The organism is Streptomyces sp. NPDC057950, from assembly GCF_042887295.1.
In the GTDB taxonomy this organism is placed as follows: Bacteria; Actinomycetota; Actinomycetes; order Streptomycetales; family Streptomycetaceae; genus Streptomyces; species Streptomyces kaempferi.
In genome coordinates, this window is the sequence record NZ_JBHVPP010000001.1 from 748,016 (window position 1) to 773,705 (window position 25,690).

A 25,690-nucleotide genomic window follows, 5' to 3' on the forward strand; every position below is an offset into this window, starting at 1 on the left:
TCATGGAGGCCGAGGGGTGTCTCGCCGACCTGAAGCGCGGGCGCCGTGCCGCTCGCGAACTCAAAGAAGTCACCGAACAGATGCTCTCGCCTGAGTACAAGGGGCGCGTGCTGGTCGAACTCCTTCAGAACGCCCACGACGCGCACCGCGCCCGGCACAGCGATGGCCGCGTAGAGATTGTCCTCGACGAGGACGAGGGCGAACACGGCGTCCTCTACGTGGCGAACGGCGGAAGGCCTCTCGGGTACAAGAACTTCGAGGCGTTGTGCAGCATCGGCCTGTCGAGCAAGCGACCCGACGAGGGTATCGGCCACAAGGGGGTCGGCTTCAAGAGCGTGCTTCAGCTCACCTCCGCCCCAGAGATGTACAGCGTCACGAGCCCCGCGTCCAAGGCCTTCGACGGGTTCTGCTTCCGCTTCGCCCGGGACGACGACTTCGACTGGTTGGCGGACCAGGTCGCGCCCGGCCACCCGGAGGCTGCCGACCAATTGCGCGCGAACCTGTCATCGTTGAAGGTTCCAGTGCCGGTGGACGACGTCCCGGCTGCGGTGGCTCCCTTCCGCCGACGGGGAATGGTGACCGTGGTCCGGCTCCCGCTGCGGTCCGCCGAGGCCAGGCTGGAAGCGGTACGCCAGCTGCGGGAACTGACCGATGACGGGGCGCCGTTCGAACTCTTCCTGGACCGCCTCGGCAAAGTGACCGTCACGCACCGGGTGGGCGGCCGGGGGCGCCCCAGCGTCTACACACGCAAGGTGGACACCCTCTTCACCTCTCGTGACCTGAAGATCCAGCAGATCACGCTGCGCCGTCGCACCCGCCTGATCATGGTGACGGCCGCAGTGGACAGCGAGCGGGCACGCGAAGCCATCGCCGCCGGCCTGGGATCCGGACCGCTGAAGGACGGCTGGCAGGCACTAGGAAACTCGGCCGTGGTCAGCGTGGCGGTACCCGCGGGCGACCCTTTGGAGCGCGGCAGGCTCTACACGTTCCTGCCCATGGGGACACAAAGGATCTGCCCGGTGCGCGGGTTCGTCAACGCGCCATTCCACACGGACGTGAGCCGACGCACCATGGCGGAGTCCACGCAATGGAATGACCTGCTGCTCGACACCGCGGCCGAGGCCTGCGCACGGGCGACCGCATTGGTCGACGAAGGACGCGTCGTGCTGCCCGCAGGCACCCTCATCGACCTGATGTGCTGGGAACACGACCAGGTTCGGCGCCTGGAGCTGGCCTTCAAGGCACAGGACCGTGAGTTCGACGCCGTTCCGTTCATGCCGGTACTGCACCCCGCGGGCACCCGCACCGCTTACCGCTGCGGCTACTTGTGGCGTGGCCCCGACCAGGCTCGCGTGTTGACACCGCAGGCCGTGGCTGCCGCTGGGGTCAAGCACGTCATCGACCCAAAACTCCATCCCCGGCGCGCCGAGCGGCTGGCGGCGCTGGGTACGGCCCGTGGACTGGGTCTCGTCCCGCCTGTCAGCGTGCTCGCCGACTGGGCGGAGAGCGTAGCCTCGGCCCTCGCCCAGGGGGAGTTCGACGCCGGAAAGTGGGCGGACTACTACCACGACCTCTCGGTCTGCTTCGCTCGCACTGGCGAGGAACTGAAGGGGAGGAAAATCGTCCTCACGGTCGACGGGAAGCGGGTTCCGGCCGGCGATCCCGGGTTGTTCTTCCGCCGTTCGGACGGCCCGTCGGCCGCGCTGCCCGCCCTGCCACCTGGACTCGCGAAGAGCATCTCCTTCGTCCACACGGAGATCGCCTGGGCGGGACGGAAGACCAGCCGGCGCTCCCGCGGTCGTACCTGGCTGGAGGAACAGGGGCTGGTACGGGACTACAGCCCGAAAGCCCTGCTGGAAGTGCTGGGCGACGCCATGCGCAAGGTCCGTGAGGACGACGAGGCTCTGCGCGAGCACCTCCTGTTCGCCTGCGCCCTGTGGGCGTCCTCCGTGGACCGGCACGGCAAGCGGCCTGTGATCAAGGGGCTGTTGGTGCCGGGCCGCAAGACCTGGGTGCCCGTTACGGAGGCTATGTTTGGAGATGGTTGGACAGGCGGGCACGGCGGGATCGACCGGGCACTGGTCCGCTTCTTCGACCGTACCCAAGCTGTCTCCCGTGACCTTGTCGCCGCCGCCGATCGGGTCGTCCGCCCCGCCCACGACATCTGCGCCGGCACCCGCACCGACGCGCAGACTCTGCGGCGCTTCCTCGAACACCAGGGTGTCCGCCACGGCCTGCTACCGACCTACGTGGCAACGTCCCAGGCGGTGAAGGGGCAGCATCTCAACCGTCCGTCCAGCTTTCCCGGACTGTGGGCCCTGAACCTGGACCCGGATGAGCGGACCCAATGGCAGTCGACGGCCCAGCGCTGGCCCAAGCGCCGCGACGATCTCTACCTGACCGTCGAGTACCGCCCGACCCGCAAGAGGGTGGCCGTTCTTCCCGGCCAGCGGGAATACGCCGCGTTCGTCGAGGAGAGCCGTCGGCTCTACGCCGAACTGATTGTCCACGGCCTGGATACCTGGGACGCCGAGGCACTCGAGTTCCGCTTCGCGGGCGGCTCGGATCAGAAGGGCACACCGTGGCCCACCCCGCTGGCGGCCTTCCTGTTCCGAGTCCCGTGGATTCCCCAGACGGGTGACGACGAAGACACCCCCGCTTTCACCACGGCCAGGCAGGCGTGGTGGTGGGCCTCGGGGGAGGCGCCGCCCGCCTTCCTCACCGTCGCCTCCGCCGCGCTGCGCAGACGGCAGTCGGACCGCGTGCTCAAACGCCTGGAGCTGCTCGGCGTACGTCGCTGGGACGATCCCGAGACCGCCGCGGACCGGCTCCGCCACCTGCCCGCCCTACTCCGCCGTGTGCCCCGGCTACGGCAGGGACGCCTTGGGCATCTGCTGCGGCGGGACTACGAACAGGCCTGGGCGGACCTCCTTCCTCCGGGCGGGTTCGGCGGCGGGTGGCGGTCCGGGGTCCTCCCCGAACTCCTTGTGAGCCGGGCCGGGACACTGGATGTGCTGGCAGCCGATTCTGAGCCGGAGCCGGTCTACGTGGCCGACATCCGCGGCACCCAGCAGCGGAGGCTGCTCGACGAGGCACCCCTGCTGCTCCTGCCGGTCGACGACAGAGCTCTGGGCCAGCGCGTTCACGAGCACCTGGAGGCGCAGGGCCGTTTCGTGATCCGGCCGACGAGCGAGGCGGAACTCGACGTGCGGGTCGACCAGCTGCCGATCGCCGACGCACCCCGAGTACCGCTGTTTGCCCTGGCCGGGCCCTGGCTGGAGACCCTCATGGTCGCGCTGGTCGAGTTCGACGAGGAGCGGTCCTCCCGCGCCACGGTCCCCGCGGCGCGCCGCGTCAAGCAACGGCTTCGATCCTGTGGCGTCGTCGTGGCGCGGACCGCGGTCACTCATATCGCCGGGCACGCCCTCGACGCCTCCGGCGATGACCGCTCCCTCCTCCACGACGATCCGGACGAACCCCGGCTCGTCGTGGTGTGCGCAGGGCAGCGCTCCGGCTGGCATGTGCTGGAGGTAGCCGCGACCGCCCTGAGTACCCTGATCGGTGCCCCCTACCTGAGCACGGCGGTACAGCTGGCGTTCATCGCACTGAACCGGCTGGACCGGACCGTCGCGGACGTCACCGAGGCGGACATTGCCTCCGTGCTCGCCATCCCGCAACAGCGCCTGGAGGCGGTGCTCGCCGACCGTGCCTCGATCCGCTCCGGCAGCGCCCGACTCGTCCCCCTTCTCGCCTGCGTTAACCTCGCCCTCGCCGAGGAACTGCAACGCGGACAGGAGACCTTGCACGATCGCGGCGAACTCCACGACTGGCTGGTCGCCCGGCTCGATGTCGACCGCGCCGACCAGTTGCTGGGACTCGTGGAGGAGGCCGACTGGCAGCGGATGCTGTCCGCACTGGAAGTGCCCCTGGCCGAGGCCAACCAGGCTTGGCAGACACTGGGTCTGCTGACCGTCGACAACGCGGAAACCCACCAACGCCAGTTCCAGGCCTGGTTGCAGCTGAACCGGGCCCGAATGGCCGACCGCGTCCGTGACGCCTACGTGGCCACGCACAAGGGGGGCGCCCCCCTCACGGAGTACGTTCGGCTGCGCTCGCTCCCCGGACTGGAGCCGGACCCCCGGTGGGGACTCGAACACTGGGACCTTCCTGCTGACCTCCTCGACGCCCACGCCGAGGAATGGACGGTCACGCACCTGCCCCCGACACCGGCCCGGCAGCACCACCCGCGCACGGTGGCCGAGATCCACGAGGACTGCGTCGACACCATCCACGCGCGCCTTCCCCGCCTGCGTGTCCGCATCGAAGCCTGGCTGAACCGCCAGGGCCGTGAGATCCCCTCCCTGCCGTCGGCCACCGAGGTCGCGTCGGCGATGGACGCCGAGGGCCTGCTCGACTTCGAGCCGATCGGCACCCGCACGCTCATCGCCTGGCTCCAAACCCACGGTCACTGGCCCGCGGACATGCCCGCCACGGACCGGGCGGCTGACCTCGGTCTGCGCGAACCCGCGCCCCTCCCGCCGAGCCCGCCCGTCGGTAGCACCTCGCTCCCTGCCGCGCCGTTGGGCCCGTCACTTCTCCTGAACGGCCGTGCCCTTCCGATCAGCCCCGACCACCTGCGCGACCTTGCCCGACAGGTCGCCGCCGACCTCACCCCCGACCAACTCGCTGCCTCCCCACAGCCCGGGACACCGTCGGCACCCGCCCTCCCGAGACAACGAACCACCTCCGCGGTCGCCGGTCGTGGCGGGGGATACCGGGCCGTCCCCCGGGACCCCCAGAGGGACAGGGCCGTCGGACTCGCCGGAGAGGTGGCCGTGGCCGCCTGGCTGGAGCGGCAGTACGGCGTCCCCCGCGAAGAATCCTGGAAGTCCGGGCTACGCCAGCACGTCCTAGCCGACGGCTCGGGCGACGACAGCCTCGGCTACGACTTCCTGATCCACGACGGCGATCGCACCCTCCTGTACGAGGTGAAGGCCTCGACCGGGGACCGGGGCGAGTTCGAACTCGGCGAGTCCGAAGTCGAACGAGCCAGTCACCTACGCCCGGACGAGACCTACACCATCGTCTACGTCACCCACGTCCTCGTCAGCACCCACCGACGCATAACGCCCCTCCCTAACCCGTTCAGCGCTCCTGGTCTCGCCGGCTACCGCCTCGTCGGCACGGCCTTGCGCCTGCGGTTCGAACTACCGCCGGGGTGACCGGAACCTTCCCCGTAGGCAAACGAGGTCGAACTGCGCCCATGCCAGCACATGCCTGTCGACAACGGGTAGGGACCGCGAGCCCTTGAGAGCTGCCAGCCCGCTCGCGAATCCAGACCCTGTCTGGAGAAGGCTTCTCGCAGATCTCTTTCCACCGGGCGGTCCGCGCGTCCGTTCCGATGACGACCTTCGGCACAGACTCCCAGCTCACAGTTGCGAGGACGGTGCTCGACCTCACCAGCCACACGGTGAGTGACGCCCGGAAGCTGTTGACCGATCATGATCTGCGACTGGGGGATACGACCGGGGCCGAGAGAGGAGCCGAGTCGGGGACCGTCGTCGGACAGAGGGTGGCCTCCGGTGGCGAGGTCGAGCCGGGGACGACGGTCGACATCAAGTTCGCCAAGGCTGCCGCGACCGTCTGGATCCCCACCGGCATCGTGGGCAAGACTCTTGCCGCGGTCCAGGACGAACTGGGGGCGCTCAGACTCCACCTCAGCGTCACCACCGGCTACTCGCAGGCATCCGACGTCGTGGTGACGTTCAGCATTCCGGGCAGCGGGAGTGAGGTGAGGGAGGGGAGCACGGTGGTCGTAGTTACCGAGGACACGCCTGGCGAGCCGGGACAACGGCTGGCGATACGGCGACGACTCCAGCAGTCAGTGAAGACCCGTCGATACCGAAGCCGCCGAGCCTGACCGGCTGGGCGGTCGGTCATGAGAGTCGGGGGGCAAGGCTCAGAACGGCGATGCCGGCGGGCCCTCCGACCCCGATGAGAAGGGCGTCCTTGTCGCGCAGGGAGGTGATGGCTTCGACCGGTGCTGCCGTGACCAGCGTGTGGAGGAGTTCGGCGGTAGTCGGGTCCCAGAAGTGAACGGCGTGACCGCTTCCGCTGGCCAGAAGGTTTCGCGCAGCCCACCATGCGCTCCAGCGCATCCCACGAGGGCTGGACCTTCCCGAACGGTGGGGTGGCGTTCGGGTGGGCGCTGGAGGACGAGATACAAGCCGTAGCCGACGGGCGACCAGGTGCGAAGTCGTTAAAACAAAGGCGGACCAGGCGCTGCCCCGCTTCTATGATGTGACGGTGACGAACGCGCCGCAGGATATCTCCCCGCCGTTTGGCGGATCTCTCGCTCTGCTCACAGTTCCGTACATCTATACCCAGGACGATTTGCTAACAGCCGAGGGGTTCATTAAGAAGGCGAAAGAGCGTGGCTACAAGCTGACGCTTGATCTTCTTCAAGAGCTTCACAGTCATCGTTTGCTTCTGCCGCTCTACCGTGTGAGTGACGAGCCGGTCGAAGGGCGCCGAATCAATATCGAACCCAGTTACGGAATGAATCCTCGAGGCTGGGTCCTCGAAGCTGCCGCTGAAGGACGCCTCCGAGATCCAGCCAATGAGGGGTATTCGGTGGCGTGGCCGTATAAACGGCCCCCAAATGAACAACATAGCAGGTGGTGGAATGGATTCATCTACTCAACGTGGCAGTTGCTCGATGTAAAGACGGCGTTGAGCCGGTACAGCTTCGTCAAACACGGCCACTTTTCCCCATCTGGTGATGCGGGCCGGATACGTCAACGAAAAGTTACCCTCGCCTTGGCGGCTCTGGCGACACGGTATCTTCCAAGTATTCTTGGTCGGCTCAACATGCCCATGGGTGTGGACGAAAGCGGCCTGCGGAGGTACCGAGCCGTATCGGATGTACACGATTTGCTTCAACGTGCAGGTCTTGACCCGTCACGCCTTCAGGGGAAAGCTGACGGCCTGTTAGCGCAAGCCCACAACGAACCGCTTGGCAAATGGTTGTCTCTTATGCGCTATGCCAGCTATGAAGGTTGGTCGAAACTGCAGGGGGAACCGCTTGACGCTATGTGGCGACGCGTTGCTGCAGAGGTTCTCCTGCGGGCTCATGAAGATCTTGTCACGGATGGCACTGTTGATCCATTGCCTGATCTCACGGGAACAACATGGTGGACTTCGCAGCATGACCGGCTGACTCCTCGCTACGGTGAAGCGAAGACCCTGGAGCGGGCGCTTGCCGAATTAGGAATCTCCCCCCATCCGAAGGTGATATTGCTGGTCGAAGGTGAAACCGAGCTCTATCATGTGCCGCGACTACTGGCGGAATTCGGGCTCACGCAGCCGCAGCAAGTGCGAGTGCAGCGTACAAAGGGATCGAAGATTAATGCCCATCTCATTGCGCGCTACGGTGTTACACCGCGTGTTGGGCGGAGGCTTCATGACCGGTGGATGCTTGACGCCTCGCTGACTGCGCTTTTGATTGCCATGGATGCCGAGAACGACTTTGAAACCCAAGCTAAGCGGGACAAGGTGCGGCGTCAGCTTCAAGAAGCTATTCGCGAAGAAGTGAAATATCAGGATGCCGACATCAGTCAAGCGGAGCTTGACGCTCTGGTGCATGTCCGTGTTTGGGGTGAGGATAAGTACGAGATTGCCAATTTTTCGGATGACGAACTGGTTCCGGCAATCACGAAAATTGCCGCCATGCAATCGAATCCTCGTACTGCATCACCGAGCTGGGAGCAGGATCTTCGGGCGCAGCTCCAAGAGGCTCGAGCCAAGCACTACGATATCAAGGTTCCCCTTGGTCGATTGCGAGTGGCTGAAGAAAAGGTCGAGCTGGCCCAGCTACTCTGGCCCGTTCTACTTGCCAAGTGTGAGGCAGAATATGCGGCAGACAGAATCGAGACGCCGGTGCTCAAGCTAGCTCTTGAAGTGCGTCGACTGGTCGGTGAGGTTGGTGGAATTTTTGCACTCAAAGGGCAGTCATAGCTAGTGCACCTTGTACCGAGGATCTTTAGGCTGAACGAACATCGTGGGGGCCTGTGTGACCTTGCCGCCGTGGTTCGGACGGGATGGAGCTGTCGCTGTGCCGCAGATTGACGTTATCGATCGGCGCCGGGAGCACTGGCCAATGCTGCGGCCCCGCGAAGCGCCGCCTCGGAGCCGGTTGCGCTCTCTCAACCGTCGGTTGAGAGGGGACCGGGATGAACAGCCTTGGCGCGTATGCGTGATGAAGCCCGCATCTTGTGCCGCGGCTGCGAAAAGGGGGCACTGTCAGTGCCCGCCAGTAGGGTCCTAGCTGGGCCGTACGCTACTCGTGGGCGGCCCGCGTACTGTGTTGGGAGAGCGCGTGGATCCGGTTTCACCCTCTGTACTGGCCAAGTGGGCGGGGCCCATGGCCAGCCGGTTCGCCATGAACGGAATTCAGAAACTCACCCGCAATCGGCGAGTGGCGCGCGCTGCCGCCAAGAGGGCGGCGGCGGCCGGAGTGCCGATCACTGCGAAGTCGCTGCGTGTGTGGCTGTCGCGGGCGGACACGGCCCAGCAGCTGCGCCAGTGCACCGAGCACTCTCTCGATGAGGCTGCTCGGCAGCTGACGTATGTGATCCCCGGCAGGGAAGCTGGACAGCGACAGGTGGGTGCGCTGCTGGTCCTTCAGATCGTGATGGAGGAGTATGTACGTTCGGCAGTTCCCTCGGAGGCATCGCTTGTCACCGGTGACTGGGGGCGGCAGACCACGCGGGAGGACGGGGCCAAGACCCGGGAGCAGGTTCAGGAACTGCGGGAGAATGTCCTCGGCCGCATGGACGTCCGCACGGATTTCGATGATGCTCTGCGCACGTTGAGCCCCTGGTCGGCGCAGGAAGCGCGGCGTCTTCGCCCGGCGTGGCCGGCCGTAGAGAGAGCGGCGGGCATTCTGGCCGGGGTGGAGGCGGCGCGCGGGTCCGTCATTCAGCAGTGGGTCGATCAGGAGCCGACGTGGCTAGAGGGGGCGCCTGCTGAGGCGTTGGGCTGGCTCGGTCAGCTTGCTGCCGACTATGACGCCCAGGGCGCTTCCCGCCTGTTTTTCGAGCGGTGTGCCCGCGAGGGCGGATACCCCCGTGATTTCTTCGTGGCGCGTGCGGCGCTGCAGGCCGGCTCCCGCACGGATGAAGGGGTGCGGGACTACCTCGCGGCGCATCATGACGCTACTTCGTCGCTGCTGAATGCGCTGTGGGCATGTGTGGACGAGGACTGGGCCGAGGGAATCGAGCAGTTGGGCCGGTGGGAGCCGCACAACGAGCTGGCACTGGCCATGAAGGTCCAGCTCGAAGCCCAGGCACTGATCAAGATGGGTCGGTCGGCCGAGGCGCTGGCCCAGTTGCGGGCTGCGGACCGGGAGGGAAAGTTCACGGGCGTCGCTGTCAGCCTGGCCAGCGCACTTCTTCAGCATGCCGTTCAGAGCCGCACCTCGAACAGACTGGCTGCTGGCCAAGAGGCTCTGGCGGTGGCGGTCCGCGCCAGGAACAGCCGCCGCATCTGGTACGGCGACAGCACTGAAGCGGCCCTGCTGGCCGTGCAAGCGGCCGTGCTGAGCGGAGATCTGTCCAGGGCGTGGAAGCTGACCCAGCCGGAACCGGATGGTGAGGCCCAGCCGCATGAGGCGGCCGACCACCGGATGAGGGAGCAGACCGCTCTGGTCACGGCCATGACGGGGCGTCAGCAGGAAGCTGAGCAGTTGCTGGCCGGCATGACGAACGCCTTTGGCCGGGCCCACGTCAGGGCGGTGCTCGCGGAGTCGCTTCTCGCAGACGACACCAGCACTTCGGAGGTGAAGGGCTTGTGGCTTCAGGCCTGGGAGGCTGCGGACACTGAGGGGGAGCAGTTGACCGCGGCTGCGGGCCTGGCCGCGGCGGGGGCGGACCTGCCAGAGCTGGATCATCTCAAGGCGGACTTCTCTGACCTTGTCGCTGAGATCGAGTTGCTCGCCCGGGCACTACGGGGCAGCGGGGGCGACGAGTTGGCGGTGCTGCGCGCCAACGTCGCCCAAAGCCCGGTGATCGTGGTGAAGCTGGCCGAGCGCTATCACCGCGGTGGGAATCTCGTATTGGCGGCCGAGACCCTCAAAGACGGGGCTGATCACTGGCGTGACGCCCGACTGATGGCCATGGCTGCAGGGTTGTTCCAGGAGGCCAGGGAGTATTCCCGTGCTCGGGAGTGCGCCGACGCTGCGCTCAGGACGGCCGGGGACGGCTGGGCGGGGCAGGGCCGCATGTACGCCCTGCTCGTCGAGGTCGAGTCGGCGGATGGGCGGATGGACCGTGCCACGGACGCGGCCATCCGACTACTTGCTCTCGATCCCTTGGATCCCGAGGCCCGCTGGGCTCTGGTCAAGTGCTACGCCGCCCGAGCGCTGGGTGAACAGGCCTGGCAGATTCTCACCGAGCAGGGCGAGCCGCTGGATCCCCGCAGCCGGGACGAAGCTCTGCTATGGGTCGGGTTGGGCGCAAGTTTCTCTGCGGACCCGCAGTTCACCGGTCGTGCCCTCGCCTTGATGCAGCGCTGGCCGGAGGACGAGGAACTCCTTGGCCGGCTTCTGGGCGCGCTCCATTGGCGTGCTGCGGAACCTGCGGAGCCTTTGTCCGAGGAGGAGGGAGAACAACTTCGCGAAGCTACGGCAAGCTATCTGGAGCGCTTCCCGGACAGCACTGTCTTTCGGGCCGTCTCGTTGGGAACGCCGGAGAACCCTCTCGAAAACCTGGCCGAGGAACTACGCCTCCACCACGAGAACAATAGGGAGATCCGGGAGAAGGTCACAAGCGGTGAGCTGCCTGTAGGGATGCTCGCCTTGGCCGCGGGTCGGAGCTACGCCGAGGCCTGCATGCGCCGTACCGCGGAACGGCCGGTGGCGTACGCCGCTGACATCCCTCTTGACCCGGCCGAGACGCTGGCGGTGCAGACTGCGCGGAACGGACGGGTGATGTTGGACACCAGTGCGGCCGCTACGCTCGCTCTGCTGGAGGGCGGCGTATCCGAGCAGCTGATTGGCCACTCGCAGGTGGTGATGACGACTGACCAGCTTCTCGCTGACGCGCTGCAGGCCAAAGAGTCTATTGCGCTGCGGTCCGATATGACACTGGCTTGGGATGAGCGCAGTGCGAATGCCGCCGTCCTGACCTCGACGCCCGAGCAGCTGGCCGCGCTGCGGTCCACCGCGGCGCGGCTGGTGGAGATCATGCAGTCCGCTCCTCGAGTGTCACGGCCGGAGTTGCGCAGCCTTCCGCGACTGCCCAGCGGCCGTCGTGGCACGGCATGGCTGACGGCCGTTGACTACGCCAAGGAACACGGCCACATCCTGTGGTGCGATGACCGAGTCCTGCGCGCTGTCGCACGGTCGCAGGGCGTGGCCGCCTTCGGCACGCTTGCTCTCATCGACGCCTGCATGCAGGGCAATCTGATGGCCCCCCGGGAGGGATTGGTCATCAAGGCCGAGCTGCTCCGAAACTACTACGTCGACATCCCGTTCTCGGCCGACCTCTACGGTGCTGCGGCCCGGGCCGACAGCTGGCAGGCAAAGGCGGTCGCCGTGGCTGTGTCACGGCCAGGCGCATGGTCCGACGCACAAGCCGCAGCGGCATTCGCCCTACACGCTGCCTCCCAGATCATCGGATCCCTGCCGCATGAGGCCTCGTCATGGCTCAGCGCCGCCTACGCCGGCCTGTATCGGGCAACGCTGCCCTCGCACCGGCCGCGCAACCTCCAGGTCTTTTCTTGGCAGGTCCTCACCCAGCCATGGATCTCGGCCTCATCGCTCCCGTTCGTTCTGGCAGGCCTGCACGCCGGCAGGGAGGACGTAGCCGATACCGAGGCCGCGCTGCAGGCCGCGCTCACCCAGTACTACGGCGCCCTCATCGACCAGGTGGGCCACATCGCCGCCGCCAGCACACTGATGAGTCTCTTCGCCCTCACCGACGAGAAGGACAAAGCCACCGCGGCGCGGACCGTGCTGACCCACCGCGCTCGGTAGACAGCAGGAAGCAGCGGCGCCTGGCAAGGCCGCCCCGCAGTCCGGCGCCTACACCGACGACGTGGAGGCGGAGGGCACCCCCAAGGTAAGGACGTCAAAAGAGTCGGCTGTCCGAGCAACGACATCGGTCGGCTCCATCGGCCAAGAGGAGCGTTCGTGCAGGAAGGCGCTGCGTGTCGAGAAATAGCCTTGGCTGAGACCTGCCTATTGCCTGACTCGTGTCGGTCATGGAGCCTGAAAGGCTTGCCACGGTGGCAGGCGTTTGGGGGATGGAATGGCCCGCCCGGCAGTACGCGATGGCAGTGACCCCAAGGCCATCCGTGACACTCGTGTGTTGGTCGACTGTCTGCAGGAGCTGGTGCGAGGCGCCTACCGGCCCGTCAGGAACTGTGCCAAGTATTCAGAGGTGGTGTGGTTCGGGGACGTTCCCGCAGGGCTCGTCCGCCGTTCCAAGGACGCGGACTCCCGGATCATGGTGGTCAAGCACCGTCCGCCTCTGGAAGCACCACGGCTGCCTGCGATCCTGCACGGCCGCGTGTCGGTCGAGGCCGCTGCCACTGCTGCTATGGAGCCTCCCCAGCTGATGGACGACACGTCGACCGATGGCGAACAAGCCGAAGTCCCCGCTGGCGAGGGCGAGATTCCAAAGGCGTTGGACATCGGTACGTCGGAGGTGCGCAAGGCCTACGATGCCTGGGCCGGGCGATGGAGGCGGTGGGCGCAGGAAGAGCTGGCGGCCGAGCCGCAGCGTCGTCTGCATCAGCAGCTATACCGGATGGCCAAGAAGATCCAGCAGGACGGTGACACGTTCGAAGTCGTCTTGGCGGTAGGACTCTTGCAACTGGGGGCCGAGCGCGTTTCGGCTCGGGTGCGCAGGCACATCGTCACGGCCCCCGTCACGCTCACGGTTGATGCGAATTGGGTCAACATCACGGTGTCCTTGGTGCCGGGTTTGTCCGGCCGTCTGGAAGACACGGAGTTCCTCAGCGAGTCCGATGGCTACACCTCAGAGTTGCTGGGGGTCGTGCGTTCCGATGTCGATGACGTTGCCTTCCACCCGTTGTCGGACCGGGCGACGGAGGCCTTGCGCTCGTGGTCACAGCGAGCCTTCGGAGTCGAACGAACGCTTCCGTTCGATTCCGGGAGGGAGCATCCTGACCTCACTGCGGATCCGCGAACGCGCTCGCTGCATCACGCGCCGGCGCTCATCCTCCGCGAACACGGCCAGCGCTCGGTGCTGGGCTTCTTCGAAGGCATCGCCCGAGCCTTGAAACGTCCCGGAACACAAGCTCCTCTGGGGCTGGCGCAGCTGCTGTACGACCTCGAACCGGAAGAGCGTATGGCCTGGCGGAGCAGGAGCGGCTTCGTCCCTCCGGCGCTGGGCCCGGAACCGTTGTTCCCGATGGTTACGAATGCGGCCCAGCTGGATGTCCTGGACAGGCTGCAGCACGACACCAGTGTGGTCGTCCAGGGACCGCCTGGGACCGGAAAGACCCACACGATCAGCAACCTGATCGCAGCTCTCCTCGCGGATGGGAAGCGAGTTCTGGTCACCAGTGAAAAGGGCCAGGCCTTGAAGGTGCTCCGGGACCAGCTGCCCGCCAAGCTGCGCAGCATGTGCGTCATCCAGCGCGACCATTGGCAGGGCGGCAGTACCGATCTGCGCCAGTCGCTCGGTGCTCTGGCCCACCTGAGCGCGACCACGAATCCCGACAGGCTGCAGCAGCGTATTGAGGACCAGCAGACCCAGCGGCACCAGCTCATGGCGGAACAGGCAAAGTTGCGGGAGCGCCTGCGGGCGGTGCGAGAAGTCGAGTGGTACGAGCACCCTGAGATCGCGCCGGGATATCGTGGCCGGCTCGACGAGATTGTGCAGGCAGTCGAGCGCGGCACAGCTGAATACCAGTGGCTGCCGTCCCTGCCCGCGCAGCCGGAGCCGCTGCCGCCTTTGACCACGGATGAGGCTCAGCGGTTGTGGCTGTTGGTTACCATGCACGGTCCGGGAATCCTCGACGCGCACATCCATCATTGCCCCGATCCCGCCACCCTGCCGAACCCCACAGATGTCGCCGCCCGCCTCAGGGAACTGGAAGCGGCTGAGGAAGCTCTCGGCCCGGAGCCCTTCACGCCACTGGCCCAGACGCTGGCCGACCACGGCGACGCGGAACTCACGGTGCTGGAAACGCTGCTCGACCAAGCCCAACAGGCCCTGCAGAGTGTGGGCCTGTCCGCGGATCCTGCGTCATGGCACGAAGAGATGTGGTCCACTCGTGCACTTCAAGACGGCATCGCACGCCGATGGCAGCAAATGTGGGACAGCGTCCGAAACGCCTCACGGCGTGCCCAGCAGACCCAGCAGGAGATAGCGGCCGCCTCCTTCCTCGAGGTGGAAATACCGCAGCTTTCCGAAAGTGAGGAGAAAGAGCTCCTGATCAGCGGCCGCAACGTGGAGCAGTACGTCCTGCAAGGCGGGCAGTTGAACAAGCGCTGGCCACGGCCGGCCGTTCTCAAACAAGCCCGTGTCCTGCTGGAACAGTGCCGTGTCGAAGGCACGGCTCCCGACGGCCGAGAGCGGATCGCCGCGGTGGTTCGCCATCTGGAAATGCGCGCCCATGCCCGTACCCTGCGCGGCCGATGGGCAGGCGTCGGATCGACCGTCGGACAGGACACGGCCGAGTTGCTGGTATCCGAACTCCTGGACAGAGCAGCTGTCTTGCAGGCCGTCGACACGTGTGTTGAGGTCATCCGCCAAGTCCACTCAACCCTGCTGGCCAGCGGCATCCCGGCATCGGTCACCACCCCTGGCCAATGGCAGGACATTCGCCACGCCACAGCACGGGCCCGGCAGCTGCTGCAGGTCAGGACGGCAGGCCGACAGCTCGACGAGCTCCTCGCCAGCCTTCCCCAGCCACAATCACACAGTGTCGAGGAGCTCCAGCACGCGGCTGATGCGGCAGCTGCCCGCGACGCGCAGGCCTACGCACTGGCCGTGGAGGCACTGGCAGCGGCGTACCAGCGCGAGGCGGACCGGCGCGAGACCGGCAAACTCTTCCAGCGCCTGAGCGAAGCCCACCCCGAGCTGGCACAGGCATTCGCTGCGGATCCCCACACGGCGCACTGGCGCGCCCGGTTCACCGCCTTGCCCCAGGCCTGGGCATGGCGGCAGGCACAGGATTTCCTTGACACCTATCTGCTTCCTGGACGTGAAGGGCAGGTGGAGGGGGAGCTGGCCCAGGTCGAAGCCCGGCTCGATGATCTGGTGGAACAACTCGTCTGTGACCGTGCGGCCTTCCACTGCATTAGCCGTATGACCACGAAGCACAAGCAAGCCCTGGCTGCCTACGCCAGCGCCATCGCCAACGCCGGCCAGGGGACAACCGAGTACGGCAAACGCCATCAACGCCACGCACGTTCAGCCATGCAAACAGCCCAGGGTGCGGTACCCGCGTGGATCATGCCGCTGAGGCAGGTAGCCGAAACGATCAGCCCGGAACCGGACTCCTTCGACGTCGTGATCGTCGACGAAGCAAGCCAGGTCGGTCTGAACGGACTGCTGCTGCTCTGGCTCGCCCCGCGGATCATCGTCGTCGGAGACGACCGCCAGTGCGCGCCCTACTACACCGGCAGCAAGCACGACCGGATCACCCAGATCTTCGACGAACGCATGGCTGCGCTCGAACCCTGGCAGCGCGAAGGCTTCGACCCCAAGTCCAACCTGTATGAACTGCTCTCATCTCGCTTCACCGAGGTGATCCGCCTCACCGAGCACTTCCGCTCCATGCCCGAGATCATCAAGTGGTCCTCGATGCAGTTCTACCCCGACAACCAGCTCGTCCTGCTGCGTCAGCACGGCTCGGACCGGCTTCCCCCGCTGAAAGTGGTCCACGTGTCCGAGGGTCACTGCGAGGGACGCAGGGACAGCCTGATCAACCGGCCAGAAGCAGAAGCTGTTGTCGACCAGCTCCACCGCCTCACTCAGGACCCCGCCTACGCCGACCGCAGCATGGGCGTCATCATCCTGCGCCAAGGCGCCCAGACCCGGCTCGTACAAGATCTCGTTGACCAGCGCATCGACATGCCCGCCCGAGAACGCCACAACATCCGGATCGGCACCCCCGAAGAATTCCAAGGTGACCAACGCGATGTCATCCTGCTGTCGATGGTCGTCGACGGGGCCAACGTCATCGCCGCGACCGGCCGCCACCACGAACGACGCTTCAACGTGGCCGCCAGCCGGGCCCGCGACCAGATGTGGCTCTTCCACTCCATGACCGCCGACCAGCTCAGCAGCAAAGACCTGCGACACTCCCTGCTCACCTACATGCAAAGCCCGCCCCCGCCCTACACCCACGCCCACCAGCCGACCAACGTCAGCGCAGACCAACGCTGCAAACCCTTCGACTCGCTCTTCGAACAGCGCGTCTTCCTGCACATCAAGGAACGCGGCTACGACGTGGTGCCGCAGTGGGAAGTCAACGGCAAAAAGATCGACCTCGTCGTCACCGGAGACCACGGGCGCCTCGCTGTCGAATGCGACGGAAGCCCCCACCACTCCACCAGGCAGCAGATTCACGACGACGCCGAGCGAGAACGCGAACTGCGCCGCGCCGGCTGGACATTCTGGCGCGTACGCAGCAGCGCATTCGCGCTCTCACCGGAAGAGGCCCTGGCCCCTTTGTGGAAACGCCTGACCGACCTGGGCATCCACCCGCGCACCACGCCAGCCGCATTCTCGGATGACACCGAACCTCATGCGGCATGGACACCGGCCGGACTGGCCGAGGGCGAGCCCGACGACGAAGACCTGGACCCTTACGACGGCGAGCTCGACGACGACAGTGAGGCAGCCTGACATGGAGAACTTCGACGACAGCACACTCGACGAACTCGCCGCCATGATCTGCGGAGATGAGCCCGGCATGAAACGACGGCGTGGATGGGAGCTGGCGCTCTTCCTCCGGCGGGCCGGCTGGGAAGATGTCCCCGACCACGACGGCAGTCCACGGCAGCGCTGGATCCTGGACCTCCTGCGTGGACGGAAGGAGGACGATGCCGGTGACATAGAACGCGTCGTCCTGCGACTGGCCGACCGTCGGGAGTATCAGCAACAGGCCAGCGAGTACGTCCCTGTCTTCGAACGCCTCCAGGAAGTCCTGGCGCTGGAAGGCCGCCGCATCGACTACCGCAACGGCCAGCCCGTGCTCGTCGAGTACGACCCCGACGAGCCGCGCAGCCTACAGCGGGTGGCACTCAAAGTAGCCATCACCGATATCGTGTCCGACCCGGATCTGGCCCGCGCAGTTCAACTGCGCCTCGATGAGGCGCACATCTGCCAAGAACACGGCGCCTACACGTCCGCGGTCATCATGCTCGGCAGCCTCCTCGAAGGCGTCCTGGTCCACGCAGCCGAAGTCAGGACCGCAGGTGTGCCCCTTCCCAAGCCGCTACGCGCCACCGGGTTACAGGATCTGGTCCAGCACGCGCACACCAATGGGTGGATCGACCAGGACGCGAAGATGGCCTCGGAGCTGCTCCGGACCTACCGCAACCTGGTCCACCCTCTCGCAGAGAAGCGAGCCAAGCACAGCGCAGACTTCGACACGGCCGATCTGTGCTGGTCGACGGTCAACGCTGTCCTCAACGACTTGGCGGCGAGTGCCCCTCAATGAGACGGCGTGAAGAGGCGCTTCAGCTGTGAGGCGTCCTGAGCGCTACATGTAGAGGCGTAGCGGGTGGCGATGCGAGCCTTGAGTGGGACGTGTTTGAGGATGGAACGGACTCGTAGGCGGTGCGCAGGGTGAGGGGGTCACGTTCGTCGAGTTGGGCGTTGTTCCAGTTCATCTTGGTCAGCGCGAGGATCTCGGCGCCGGCGGTCAGCAGATCTGTGCCGTGCGTTGCCGGCCGGATCAGCAGTGGCTGGGGGACGTACAGGCCGGGGTAGGTCCGGAAGTACGGCACTGAGCCGCAGGTGTACCGAAGCAGGGATCGGTGGTCAAGTTGGACGCTGGTGCCGCGCAGCGGTGGGAGTTGCCCGGTGCGGTGCGGTGCAGGTGTGGTGCGCCGCGCCGCTGGATCCACAGCAGGTCGACGTGGTCGATGTCGCGCAGGTCGGCGGCCTCGTGGAAGCCGTCGATCTCACCAGTGGTGAAGTTCGAGGTCTTGTGTACGACGATGCGTGCGGGTTGGTGGCCGTGGGTGGTGCGGTATTCGGCCAGCGCGTCCAGCAGCAGCTGCCGGGCATCGGCGAGCGTCAGGTGGGGCTGGCGGTCGCTCTTGGAGATCTGCGCGGTGCCGCCGCGGACGACGACGCCGTCGCCGCGTTCGTTGAACACCTGGGCGACGGCGGTGTGCAGCTCGTTCCCGCTCGCGCTGCGGTAAAAACTGACGCGATCTAGCAGGTGGCCAGGTCTGAGCTGTGACGTGGCATGCGCCAGGGTGCCCCGCCGGCTTTCTAATACAGGGCGGTGTGGAGGTTCCAGGCTCTGGTGGCCTCGTCCTGCAGAGGCCGGACGGCTTGCCCGCTGCTCCTGGCCGGGATCCCGGTCCACGTCTCCTTGTGTATCAGTTGCAGCCGCGCTGACTGCGTGAGCGCGGCTGCTTTGAGCAGATCATGAAAGTCCCCTCTGCTGTTGCGCTCAACTTGCTCTTCCTCGTGTTCGGCGGGGCTTTCCGATGACGGTGGGTGGTCTTCACGGTCGTTGAGCTCCTCGGGGCGGGCACAGATCACGGCCCGGCAGCGCCCGGTCTCGGCCAGCGACCGGGCGGCGTCGGCGTAGATATTCACTGCCTCGGTTGTGGCGGAGGCGATGTCGGCGCTTGCCAGGCGGTGCAGTGGCGTTCGGAGATCTCACGGACGAGAGCGTCGTCGAAGACGAGTCCGCTGCTGAAGGGGGAGTCGGCATTGAAACCGGGGAAAGGGCTCGGCCTTGGTGATGTCGCACCACCGCTCAGGCTTCGGAGGTACGTCGAGGTAGACCGGGCTGCTGCGGGGATGCCGGTCCAAGAGGTCCGTGATGCCGGCGCGGGCCACGACGATGCAGGCGAAAGAGCGGCGGGAGAGCAGGACGCACACTCGGCCGGTCTCCGGAAGGAAGGTGGAGGCGGCCTGGCGGCCGGAGAGCGGGTGCCAGACGAGGGTGATGTCGAACTCACGGCCCTGGAGACGGTTGGCAGTGTCCACGGGGATATCCGTGAGACGCCACTTCTCCCGCTGCGCGCGTACCGCGTCCGCCTGGACTGTGCGGGCGGCGCCGATCGTGATGCGGGACTCGGCGAGCGGCTCCCCGTTCACCCGCGCCCCTCACTCCAACAGCCGGGCCGCTGTCGCCGCCGGAGATCTCTGGCCCCGCTATGGCGACAAACGTCCTCATAACCTGTGCTGTACCAAAGTGCCAACTATTTCGCTGATTCTGCGACTCCGGCCACTGAAGCTACTTGGCATCAGTGCAGGTCGTGAACGTGGCCTGGTGTCAACTAGCGAGCCCGGTCACACTGCTGTGACCAGGATCTGTCCGGCTTCGGCCCGCCGGGGGTGACTGCGTTCCGCCGGTCGCGCCGGGGATTGGCGACGCCACCCACCCCCGCGACCTGTCGGAGGGGCAGAAGCTCGCCCTGGTCCTGGCGGTCCAGCTCTCCGCGGCACCCCGGATCGTGCTCCTGGACGAACCGACCCGTGGCCTGGACTACCGGGCGAAGACCCAGCTCATCGGCATCGTGGACGCTCTGGCGGCGGAAGGGCGGGCCGTCGTCATCTCCACCCACGACGTGGAGTTCGCGGCGCGCGCCGCCGACCGCGTGGTCGTCATGGCCGAAGGCGACGTCGTCGCCGACGGTCCCACGACGGAAGTCATCGTCTCCTCGCCCGTGTTCGCTCCACAGACGGCGAAGATCCTCGCCCCAGCGCTTTTTTTGACAGTCAATCAGGTCAGACGGGATTCGTGTGCGTCATGCCGGCCGGCCCCGCCGTGCTGACGACGTTCCGGCGTGCCGCCCGCCGTGCACGGTTCCGGGCACCCGTACGGTTCGCGGCGCCCCGAACGGCCGAATCCGACCCCCGCTAGGGGGAAACACCCGACGGACACGGCTCGGGTCCTGGGATGTACCAGGGCGTCCGACTACGCAGTCGTGAACAAAGCCGCGTTGCGGGGACCCGGTGGCCGACAAAGTCTGCAAGGACGGTAGTTGGGAGGCCCGGGTAGGCCCACACCCACTCCCAGGGTCTGGTCGCCCGCTGTCGCGAGTGGATAATGCCTCCCGTGACGTCAGACACAGCCCACCCGAGATGGTGGTACGCGCTTCGAGGCTTCGCTGTCTTCTTCGTGGCCGGTGGGCTCGGCTCCTTCCTCTACGTGACGACGACCGGTCGTCCGGACGGGATGCCTTGGGGCGGGCTGCTGTTCGGGGCGATCGTGTGCGCGACGTTCAGCGCCCTGTTCCCCGGCCGGCGACGACGCTGAGTTCCTTGTCCGATCGAACGAAGCCGCCCGGCTTCCGATGGTGTCGCCCTTGTGCGCGGACAGGTTGTCCAGGCGGGGTCCGGGGACTCCTTGCAGATCTCAGGGCGTCGGATGGTGATGCCGCGGCGGGCGAGCAGGCACCGTAACGCCTCGCGGCCGATCCTGGTCACACTGCCGTTGTGGGGGCCCGGCCTGTCACAGTGCCCACCGGCAGTAAAGGCGAAGGCCGGCCGGCTGAGCGCGTCGGGCCAGGCCGGCCAAGGCTTCCAGGGCGCCCCCGGCCGTCTCGGCGTCGACCTGGTTGTGCCGCAGTTCGGCGGTCATGGACCACGACTCCGCGAAGCGCCGGAAATCACCTCGGGTCGCGGTGACGAGGGCGGTCACCAGCGTGTCCGACAGGCTGAACACGAGCGGGCCTTGGCCGTCCGCCTCGGACAACAGCTGCCCGGACCGGGGGCGTTGACCGGCCTCCTCGTAGCTGCAGTCGGTCGCGATCGCCTCGAGCCGGGCGATGGCGACCACCGGGTCGATGCCCTTCAGCGAGACCACGTCGAGCCCGGCCGGCCCCGGCCCTCCGGGCGATCCGCCCACGGCGACGGCGGCTTGATCGTCAGCGGCGGAGAAGTAGTCGCACAGCGTCATGCCGCCGATTCTGGCACCCCCGACCGGCATCCCCGCGGACGGGACCGGAACGCTCGGCGCGCGACCGCACGGACGCCGGGACCCGCGGGGCGTCGACGAGTGCGAGGCAGGCGGGACGGACAGGTCCCGCCGGTCGGCCGAAGCGCACGTCAGCTCGGCGCACGTCAGCTCCGCACATGTCAGCTCCGCACATGTCAGCTCCGCACATGTCAGCTCCGCACATGTCAGCTCGGCGCGCGTCGGCCCGGCGCGCGTCGTGCTGACACGGCGCGTGGTGCGGCCGGCGTACGCCGAGCCGCCGCCGTACGCCCACGTGTCGCACCGCGGACCGGCCCTGCCGCCCGCCAAGGTGACCCGGCGGGCGCGTGGCGCGGGCGCCGAACCGCGCCGCGTTCCCGCACGTCTTCGCCGGTGGCGCCCGTCCCCACGGGTGCGCGGCGCATGGCGTGGCTCGGCCCCGGCTCGCGCCGGGTGCCGTACAAAGTCGGCAGATAACTCGCCATACTGGACGGGCCAGGGGAGGGCGCGGCGAGCAGCGACGGGGGCGATCGCACGAGATGGCGCAGACGAGGCTGATCCAGGGCCGGTACCGACTGCTCGATCTGATCGGGCGTGGCGGCATGGGCGAGGTGTGGCGTGCCCGCGACGAGTCGCTGGGTCGGCAGGTCGCCGTGAAGTGCCTCAAGCCTCTCGGCCCGCACCACGACCCGTCCTTCACCGGTGTCCTGCGGGAGAGATTCCGGCGCGAGGCCCGGGTGGCCGCCGCGCTGCAGCACCGCGGGGTGACCGTCGTGCACGATTTCGGTGAGTCCGACGGCGTGCTGTACCTGGTCATGGAGCTGCTGGAGGGGCACAACCTCGGTCAGTTGCTGGGGGAGAACGAGCAGCGTCCGCTGCCGGTCGCCGATGTCGTGGACATCGCCGACCAGGTGTCGGCCGCGCTCGCGTACACCCATCAGCAGGGCGTCGTGCACCGGGACCTGAAACCGGCGAACATCATGCGGCTCGCCGACGGCACCGTGAAGATCTGCGACTTCGGCATTGCCAGGCTGGGCCACGACGTCGGCTTCACGGCCCGGCTGACCGGCACCGGTATCGCGATGGGAACCCCGCACTACATGTCGCCGGAGCAGATCAGCGGTGTCGAGGTCGACCGGCGCAGCGATCTGTACTCCTTCGGATGCGTGCTCTACGAGATCGCCACCGGGGCACCGCCGTTCGACCTCGACGACGCGTGGGCGGTCCTCATCAGCCACCGCGACACCTCTCCCGAGCCGCCGCGCGGGCGCCGGGCCGAGCTCCCCGAGTACGTCGAGCGGATCATCCTGGACCTGCTGGCCAAAGAGCCGGACCGGCGGCCGCAGGACGCGCGTGAGCTCGGCCGCCGGCTCAGCGCGGGCCGTACGACGCCGGTGCACGTGCCGACGGTCGTGTCCCCGGTCCTCCGCCGGCCGGACCCCGGCCGGCGGAGCCTGGCGTCCTCGGTGCAACCACAACCACAACCGCAACCGCAACCGCAACCGCAACCGCAACCGCAACCGCAACCGCAACCGCAACCGCCGTCCCAGGACCCGGTGCTGCCCTCCTGGACGCGGGGCATGACCACCGGCCACAAGGCGACCGGAGCCGGGCCGCGGGTCACACCGCCGGACGCCGCGGCCGGACTGACCGGCGAGTGGACCGTGGGTCCGGCGACGACGGACCCCGCGACGCCGGACCGCACCGAACTCCCCACGCCGTCACCGGAGGTGCTCACCGCCCTCACGGAACGGCACAACGCGGGAATCGGCCTGGGCCGGCTCGGCCGGTGGACCGAGGCGGGCGAGGTGCACCGCGCGGTCGCCGCCGAACGGGAACACGTCCTGGGCCCCGACCACCCCGACACCCTCGCCAGCCGGTACGAGGTCGGCTTCACGCTCAGCCGCACCGGCCGGCCCGCGGACGCGCTGCACGCCTACGCGCACGTCGCCCGGTCCAGGGAACGGGTGCTCGGCCCCGACCACCCCGACACCCTGGCCGCCCGGCAGGAAACGGCCTACGTCCTGGGCCGGTTGGGCCGTCACTTCGAGGCGCACCATGCCTATACGACCGTGCTCGCCGCCCGGGAACGCGCCATGGGCCCCGATCATCCGGACACCCTGCGCTGCCGTCACAACCTCGCCTTCAACCTGAGCAGACTGGGGCGTCTGGAGGACTCCTACCGGATGGCGAGCGAGGTCGCGGACGCCCGCGCGCGGGTCCTCGGCCCGGACCACCCCGACACCTTGCTCACCCGCTACGAAGTCGCCTACGCGTTGGGCCAGTTGGGAAGCTGGCCGGAGGCGCTGCGCACCTACCGGGAGGTGGCCGAGGCGCGGGCGCGGGCGCTCGGCCCCGACCACCCGGACACGCTCTCCGCCCGCTACGAGGTGTGCATCAGCCTCGGCCGGCTCGGTCGCAGCGCGCAGGCCCTGGAGCTGTACCGCGATCTGATCGACGACCGCACCAGGATGCACGGCCCCGCCCACCCCGAGACCCTGCGCGCCCGGCACGGACTCGGCGTCAACCTCGGCCGCATGGGGCGCTGGGAGGAGGCGCTCGAGGAGTCCCGCGACGTGTGCGCGATCCGCGAACGCGTCCTCGGCCCCGGCCATCCGGACACCCTCGTCAGCCGCCGCGAGGTCGCCGTCGGCCTCGGCTGGCTCGGCCGCTGGGCCGACGCCCTCACCGAGTACCGTGCCGTCGCGGTCGCCCGCGAGCACGTCCTCGGCGAGACCCATCCCGACGCCCTGGCCAGCCGCAACGACGAGGCACACTGTCTGGAGCAGCTCGGGCGCGCCCAGGAGGCGGTGGAGCTGTACCGGCGGGTCGCGGTGATGCGACAGCAGCGGGCGGCCGAGGGGCTCTGAGTCTTCCGTCCCGTCCCGAGCGGCCATCCGGGCGCCCGCCGGCTGCCGCGTACCTCTGGCAGACCTAGATCATCGCGTGCTACCAAGAACCATGCCTGTACATGAGGGATATGACGCCGTGATCGTCGGCGGGGGCCACAACGGTCTCGTCGCCGCCGCCTATCTGGCCCGTGCCGGACGCTCCGTCCTGGTGCTGGAGCGCCTGGGGAACACCGGCGGCGCCGCCGTGTCCACCCGGCCGTTCGCCGGGGTCGACGCGCGACTGTCGCGCTACTCGTACCTGGTCAGCCTGCTGCCCCGGAAGATCGTGCGTGATCTGGGCCTCGACTTCCGGGTCCGCGGGCGCACCGTGTCCTCGTACACGCCCGTGGAACGCGACGGGCGGCCCACCGGACTGCTCGTCGGCGGCGGCGAGCGGCGCACCCGCGAGGCGTTCCGGCGGCTGACCGGATCGGACCGCGAGTACGAGGCATGGCAGCGCTTCTACGGCATGACCGGCCGGGTCGCCCAGCGAGTGTTCCCGACCCTCACCGAACCGCTGCCCACCCGCGACGAACTCCGCGGCCGGATCGACGACGAGGAGGCCTGGCGGGTGCTCTTCGAGGAGCCGGTGGGCGTCGCCGTCGAGGAGAACTTCAGCGACGACCTGGTGCGCGGTGTCGTCCTCACAGACGCCCTCATCGGCACCTTCGCCGACGCCCACGACCCCTCGCTGCGGCAGAACCGCTGCTTCCTCTACCACGTGATCGGCGGCGGCACCGGCGCCTGGGACGTGCCGGTCGGCGGCATGGGCGCCCTCACTGACGCCATCGCCGGCGCGGCGCGCGGCGCGGGCGCCGTGATCGCCACCGGCCACGAGGCGATCCGCGTCGAGACCGACGGGCGGACCGCGGAGGTCACCTACCGGACCGCGGACGGCGAGGGCGTCGTCGCGGCCCGGCACGTCCTGGTGAACGCCTCGCCCCAGGAGCTGGCGACCCTCACGGGCGAGCCGGCGCCGACCCCGGCCGAAGGTGCGCAGCTCAAGGTGAACATGCTGCTCAAGCGGCTGCCGAAGCTGCGCGACAGCTCCGTCGACCCGCGTGAGGCGTTCTCGGGGACCTTCCATGTGGCCGAAGGTTATGAGCAGTTGGCGACCGCTCACGCGCAGGCCGCCGCCGGCCGGCTGCCCGACGCCCCGCCTTCCGAGATCTACTGCCACTCACTCACCGACCCCAGCATCCTCGGCCCGGAGCTGGTCGAGCAGGGCTACCAGACCCTCACGCTCTTCGGCCTGCACACGCCCGCCCGGCTCTTCACGCACGACAACGACGCGGTGCGCGCGGAGCTGCTGAAGTCGACCCTGGCGCAGCTGGACGCCCAGCTCGCCGAGCCGCTCGCGGACTGTCTGGCCACCGACGCGGACGGACGCCCGTGCATCGAGGCGAAGACCCCGCTCGACCTGGAACGGGACCTGCGCCTGCCGGGCGGCAACATCTTCCACCGCGACCTGGCCTTCCCCTACGTCCAGGAGGGCACGGGCCGTTGGGGCGTCGAGACGGCGCACGCCAACGTCCTGCTGTGCGGCGCGGGCGCGGTGCGCGGCGGCGGGGTGAGCGGGGTGCCGGGGCACAACGCCGCCATGGCCGTGCTGGAGGAGGACGGCCCCCGAGAAAACTGACGGAGCATCA

14 protein-coding genes and 3 pseudogenes are annotated in these 25,690 nt (G+C 67.8%); 11 read left to right on the plus strand and 6 right to left on the minus strand.

The genetic code is table 11. The features are described 5' to 3' along the window. Nucleotides 1-2: 2 nt before the first annotated feature. The 6 genes from ACFVTC_RS03330 (at nucleotide 3) to ACFVTC_RS03355 (ending at nucleotide 17,703) form a co-directional block, all read left to right on the plus strand. The gene (locus tag ACFVTC_RS03330; protein ID WP_390123393.1) at nucleotides 3-5,222 is read left to right on the plus strand and encodes a sacsin N-terminal ATP-binding-like domain-containing protein; all 5,220 of its coding nucleotides are present in this window, start codon (nucleotides 3-5) and stop codon (nucleotides 5,220-5,222) included. A 179-nt stretch (nucleotides 5,223-5,401) separates the two neighbouring features. Then, the gene (locus tag ACFVTC_RS03335; protein ID WP_390123394.1) at nucleotides 5,402-5,920 is read left to right on the plus strand and encodes a PASTA domain-containing protein; all 519 of its coding nucleotides are present in this window, start codon (nucleotides 5,402-5,404) and stop codon (nucleotides 5,918-5,920) included. Nucleotides 5,921-6,306: 386 nt separating this feature from the next. Further along, the gene (locus tag ACFVTC_RS03340) at nucleotides 6,307-8,016 is read left to right on the plus strand and encodes a hypothetical protein (protein ID WP_390123395.1); all 1,710 of its coding nucleotides are present in this window, start codon (nucleotides 6,307-6,309) and stop codon (nucleotides 8,014-8,016) included. A 406-nt stretch (nucleotides 8,017-8,422) separates the two neighbouring features. Beyond that, entirely contained in the window at nucleotides 8,423-12,034 is a 3,612-nt protein-coding gene (locus ACFVTC_RS03345; RefSeq protein ID WP_390123396.1) for a tetratricopeptide repeat protein, read from the plus strand. A 472-nt stretch (nucleotides 12,035-12,506) separates the two neighbouring features. After that, entirely contained in the window at nucleotides 12,507-16,886 is a 4,380-nt protein-coding gene (locus ACFVTC_RS03350) for an AAA domain-containing protein (protein ID WP_390123398.1), read from the plus strand. 1 nt (nucleotide 16,887) lies between these two features. After that, nucleotides 16,888-17,703: a hypothetical protein gene (locus ACFVTC_RS03355; protein ID WP_390123400.1), complete on the plus strand. Its 816-nt coding sequence runs from the start codon at nucleotides 16,888-16,890 to the stop codon at nucleotides 17,701-17,703. 237 nt (nucleotides 17,704-17,940) lie between these two features. Here the strand turns inward: ACFVTC_RS03355 and ACFVTC_RS03360 are convergent, their stop codons facing one another. The 3 genes from ACFVTC_RS03360 to ACFVTC_RS03370 all read right to left on the minus strand — a co-directional run bounded on the left by ACFVTC_RS03360 (nucleotide 17,941) and on the right by ACFVTC_RS03370 (nucleotide 19,325). Beyond that, nucleotides 17,941-18,366 (minus strand): hypothetical protein, encoded by a 426-nt coding sequence (locus tag ACFVTC_RS03360; RefSeq protein ID WP_390123402.1) that lies wholly within the window; start codon nucleotides 18,364-18,366, stop codon nucleotides 17,941-17,943. Between the two features lie 119 nt (nucleotides 18,367-18,485). Then, nucleotides 18,486-18,818, minus strand: coding sequence for a hypothetical protein (locus ACFVTC_RS03365; RefSeq protein ID WP_390123404.1), 333 nt, complete (start codon nucleotides 18,816-18,818; stop codon nucleotides 18,486-18,488). A 63-nt stretch (nucleotides 18,819-18,881) separates the two neighbouring features. Continuing rightward, entirely contained in the window at nucleotides 18,882-19,325 is a 444-nt protein-coding gene (locus ACFVTC_RS03370) for a hypothetical protein (RefSeq protein WP_390123406.1), read from the minus strand. Between the two features lie 257 nt (nucleotides 19,326-19,582). Between ACFVTC_RS03370 and ACFVTC_RS03375 the strand changes: the two are divergent. From ACFVTC_RS03375 to ACFVTC_RS03385, 3 genes and pseudogenes are all read left to right on the plus strand, one after another. Further along, a pseudogene (locus ACFVTC_RS03375) lies at nucleotides 19,583-20,005 on the plus strand (AAA family ATPase); the annotation flags it as partial. Next, nucleotides 19,963-20,094, plus strand: a pseudogene (locus ACFVTC_RS03380) (ECF transporter S component); the annotation flags it as partial. The pseudogenes ACFVTC_RS03375 and ACFVTC_RS03380, both read left to right, overlap by 43 nt. A 195-nt stretch (nucleotides 20,095-20,289) precedes the next feature. Beyond that, nucleotides 20,290-20,490, plus strand: coding sequence for a hypothetical protein (locus ACFVTC_RS03385; RefSeq protein ID WP_390123409.1), 201 nt, complete (start codon nucleotides 20,290-20,292; stop codon nucleotides 20,488-20,490). Between the two features lie 74 nt (nucleotides 20,491-20,564). Here the strand turns inward: ACFVTC_RS03385 and ACFVTC_RS03390 are convergent. From ACFVTC_RS03390 to ACFVTC_RS03400, 3 genes and pseudogenes are all read right to left on the minus strand, one after another. After that, a pseudogene (locus ACFVTC_RS03390) lies at nucleotides 20,565-20,669 on the minus strand (IS630 family transposase); the annotation flags it as partial. 16 nt (nucleotides 20,670-20,685) lie between these two features. Beyond that, on the minus strand, nucleotides 20,686-21,132 hold the full coding sequence (locus ACFVTC_RS03395) for a hypothetical protein (RefSeq protein WP_390123411.1): 447 nt from the start codon (nucleotides 21,130-21,132) through the stop codon (nucleotides 20,686-20,688). Continuing rightward, nucleotides 21,101-21,754 carry a pentapeptide repeat-containing protein gene (locus ACFVTC_RS03400; RefSeq protein WP_390123413.1) on the minus strand — a complete coding sequence of 218 codons (654 nt, stop codon included), beginning with the start codon at nucleotides 21,752-21,754 and terminating at the stop codon, nucleotides 21,101-21,103. Before ACFVTC_RS03400 ends, ACFVTC_RS03395 begins: the two co-directional genes overlap by 32 nt. Here ACFVTC_RS03400 and ACFVTC_RS03405 point away from each other — a divergent pair. Both ACFVTC_RS03405 and ACFVTC_RS03410 read left to right on the plus strand, forming a co-directional pair. Then, on the plus strand, nucleotides 21,690-24,020 hold the full coding sequence (locus tag ACFVTC_RS03405; protein WP_390123415.1) for a tetratricopeptide repeat protein: 2,331 nt from the start codon (nucleotides 21,690-21,692) through the stop codon (nucleotides 24,018-24,020). The genes ACFVTC_RS03400 and ACFVTC_RS03405 overlap by 65 nt on opposite strands. A 91-nt stretch (nucleotides 24,021-24,111) precedes the next feature. Next, the gene (locus ACFVTC_RS03410; RefSeq protein ID WP_390123417.1) at nucleotides 24,112-25,680 is read left to right on the plus strand and encodes a phytoene desaturase family protein; all 1,569 of its coding nucleotides are present in this window, start codon (nucleotides 24,112-24,114) and stop codon (nucleotides 25,678-25,680) included. Nucleotides 25,681-25,690: the final 10 nt, after the last annotated feature.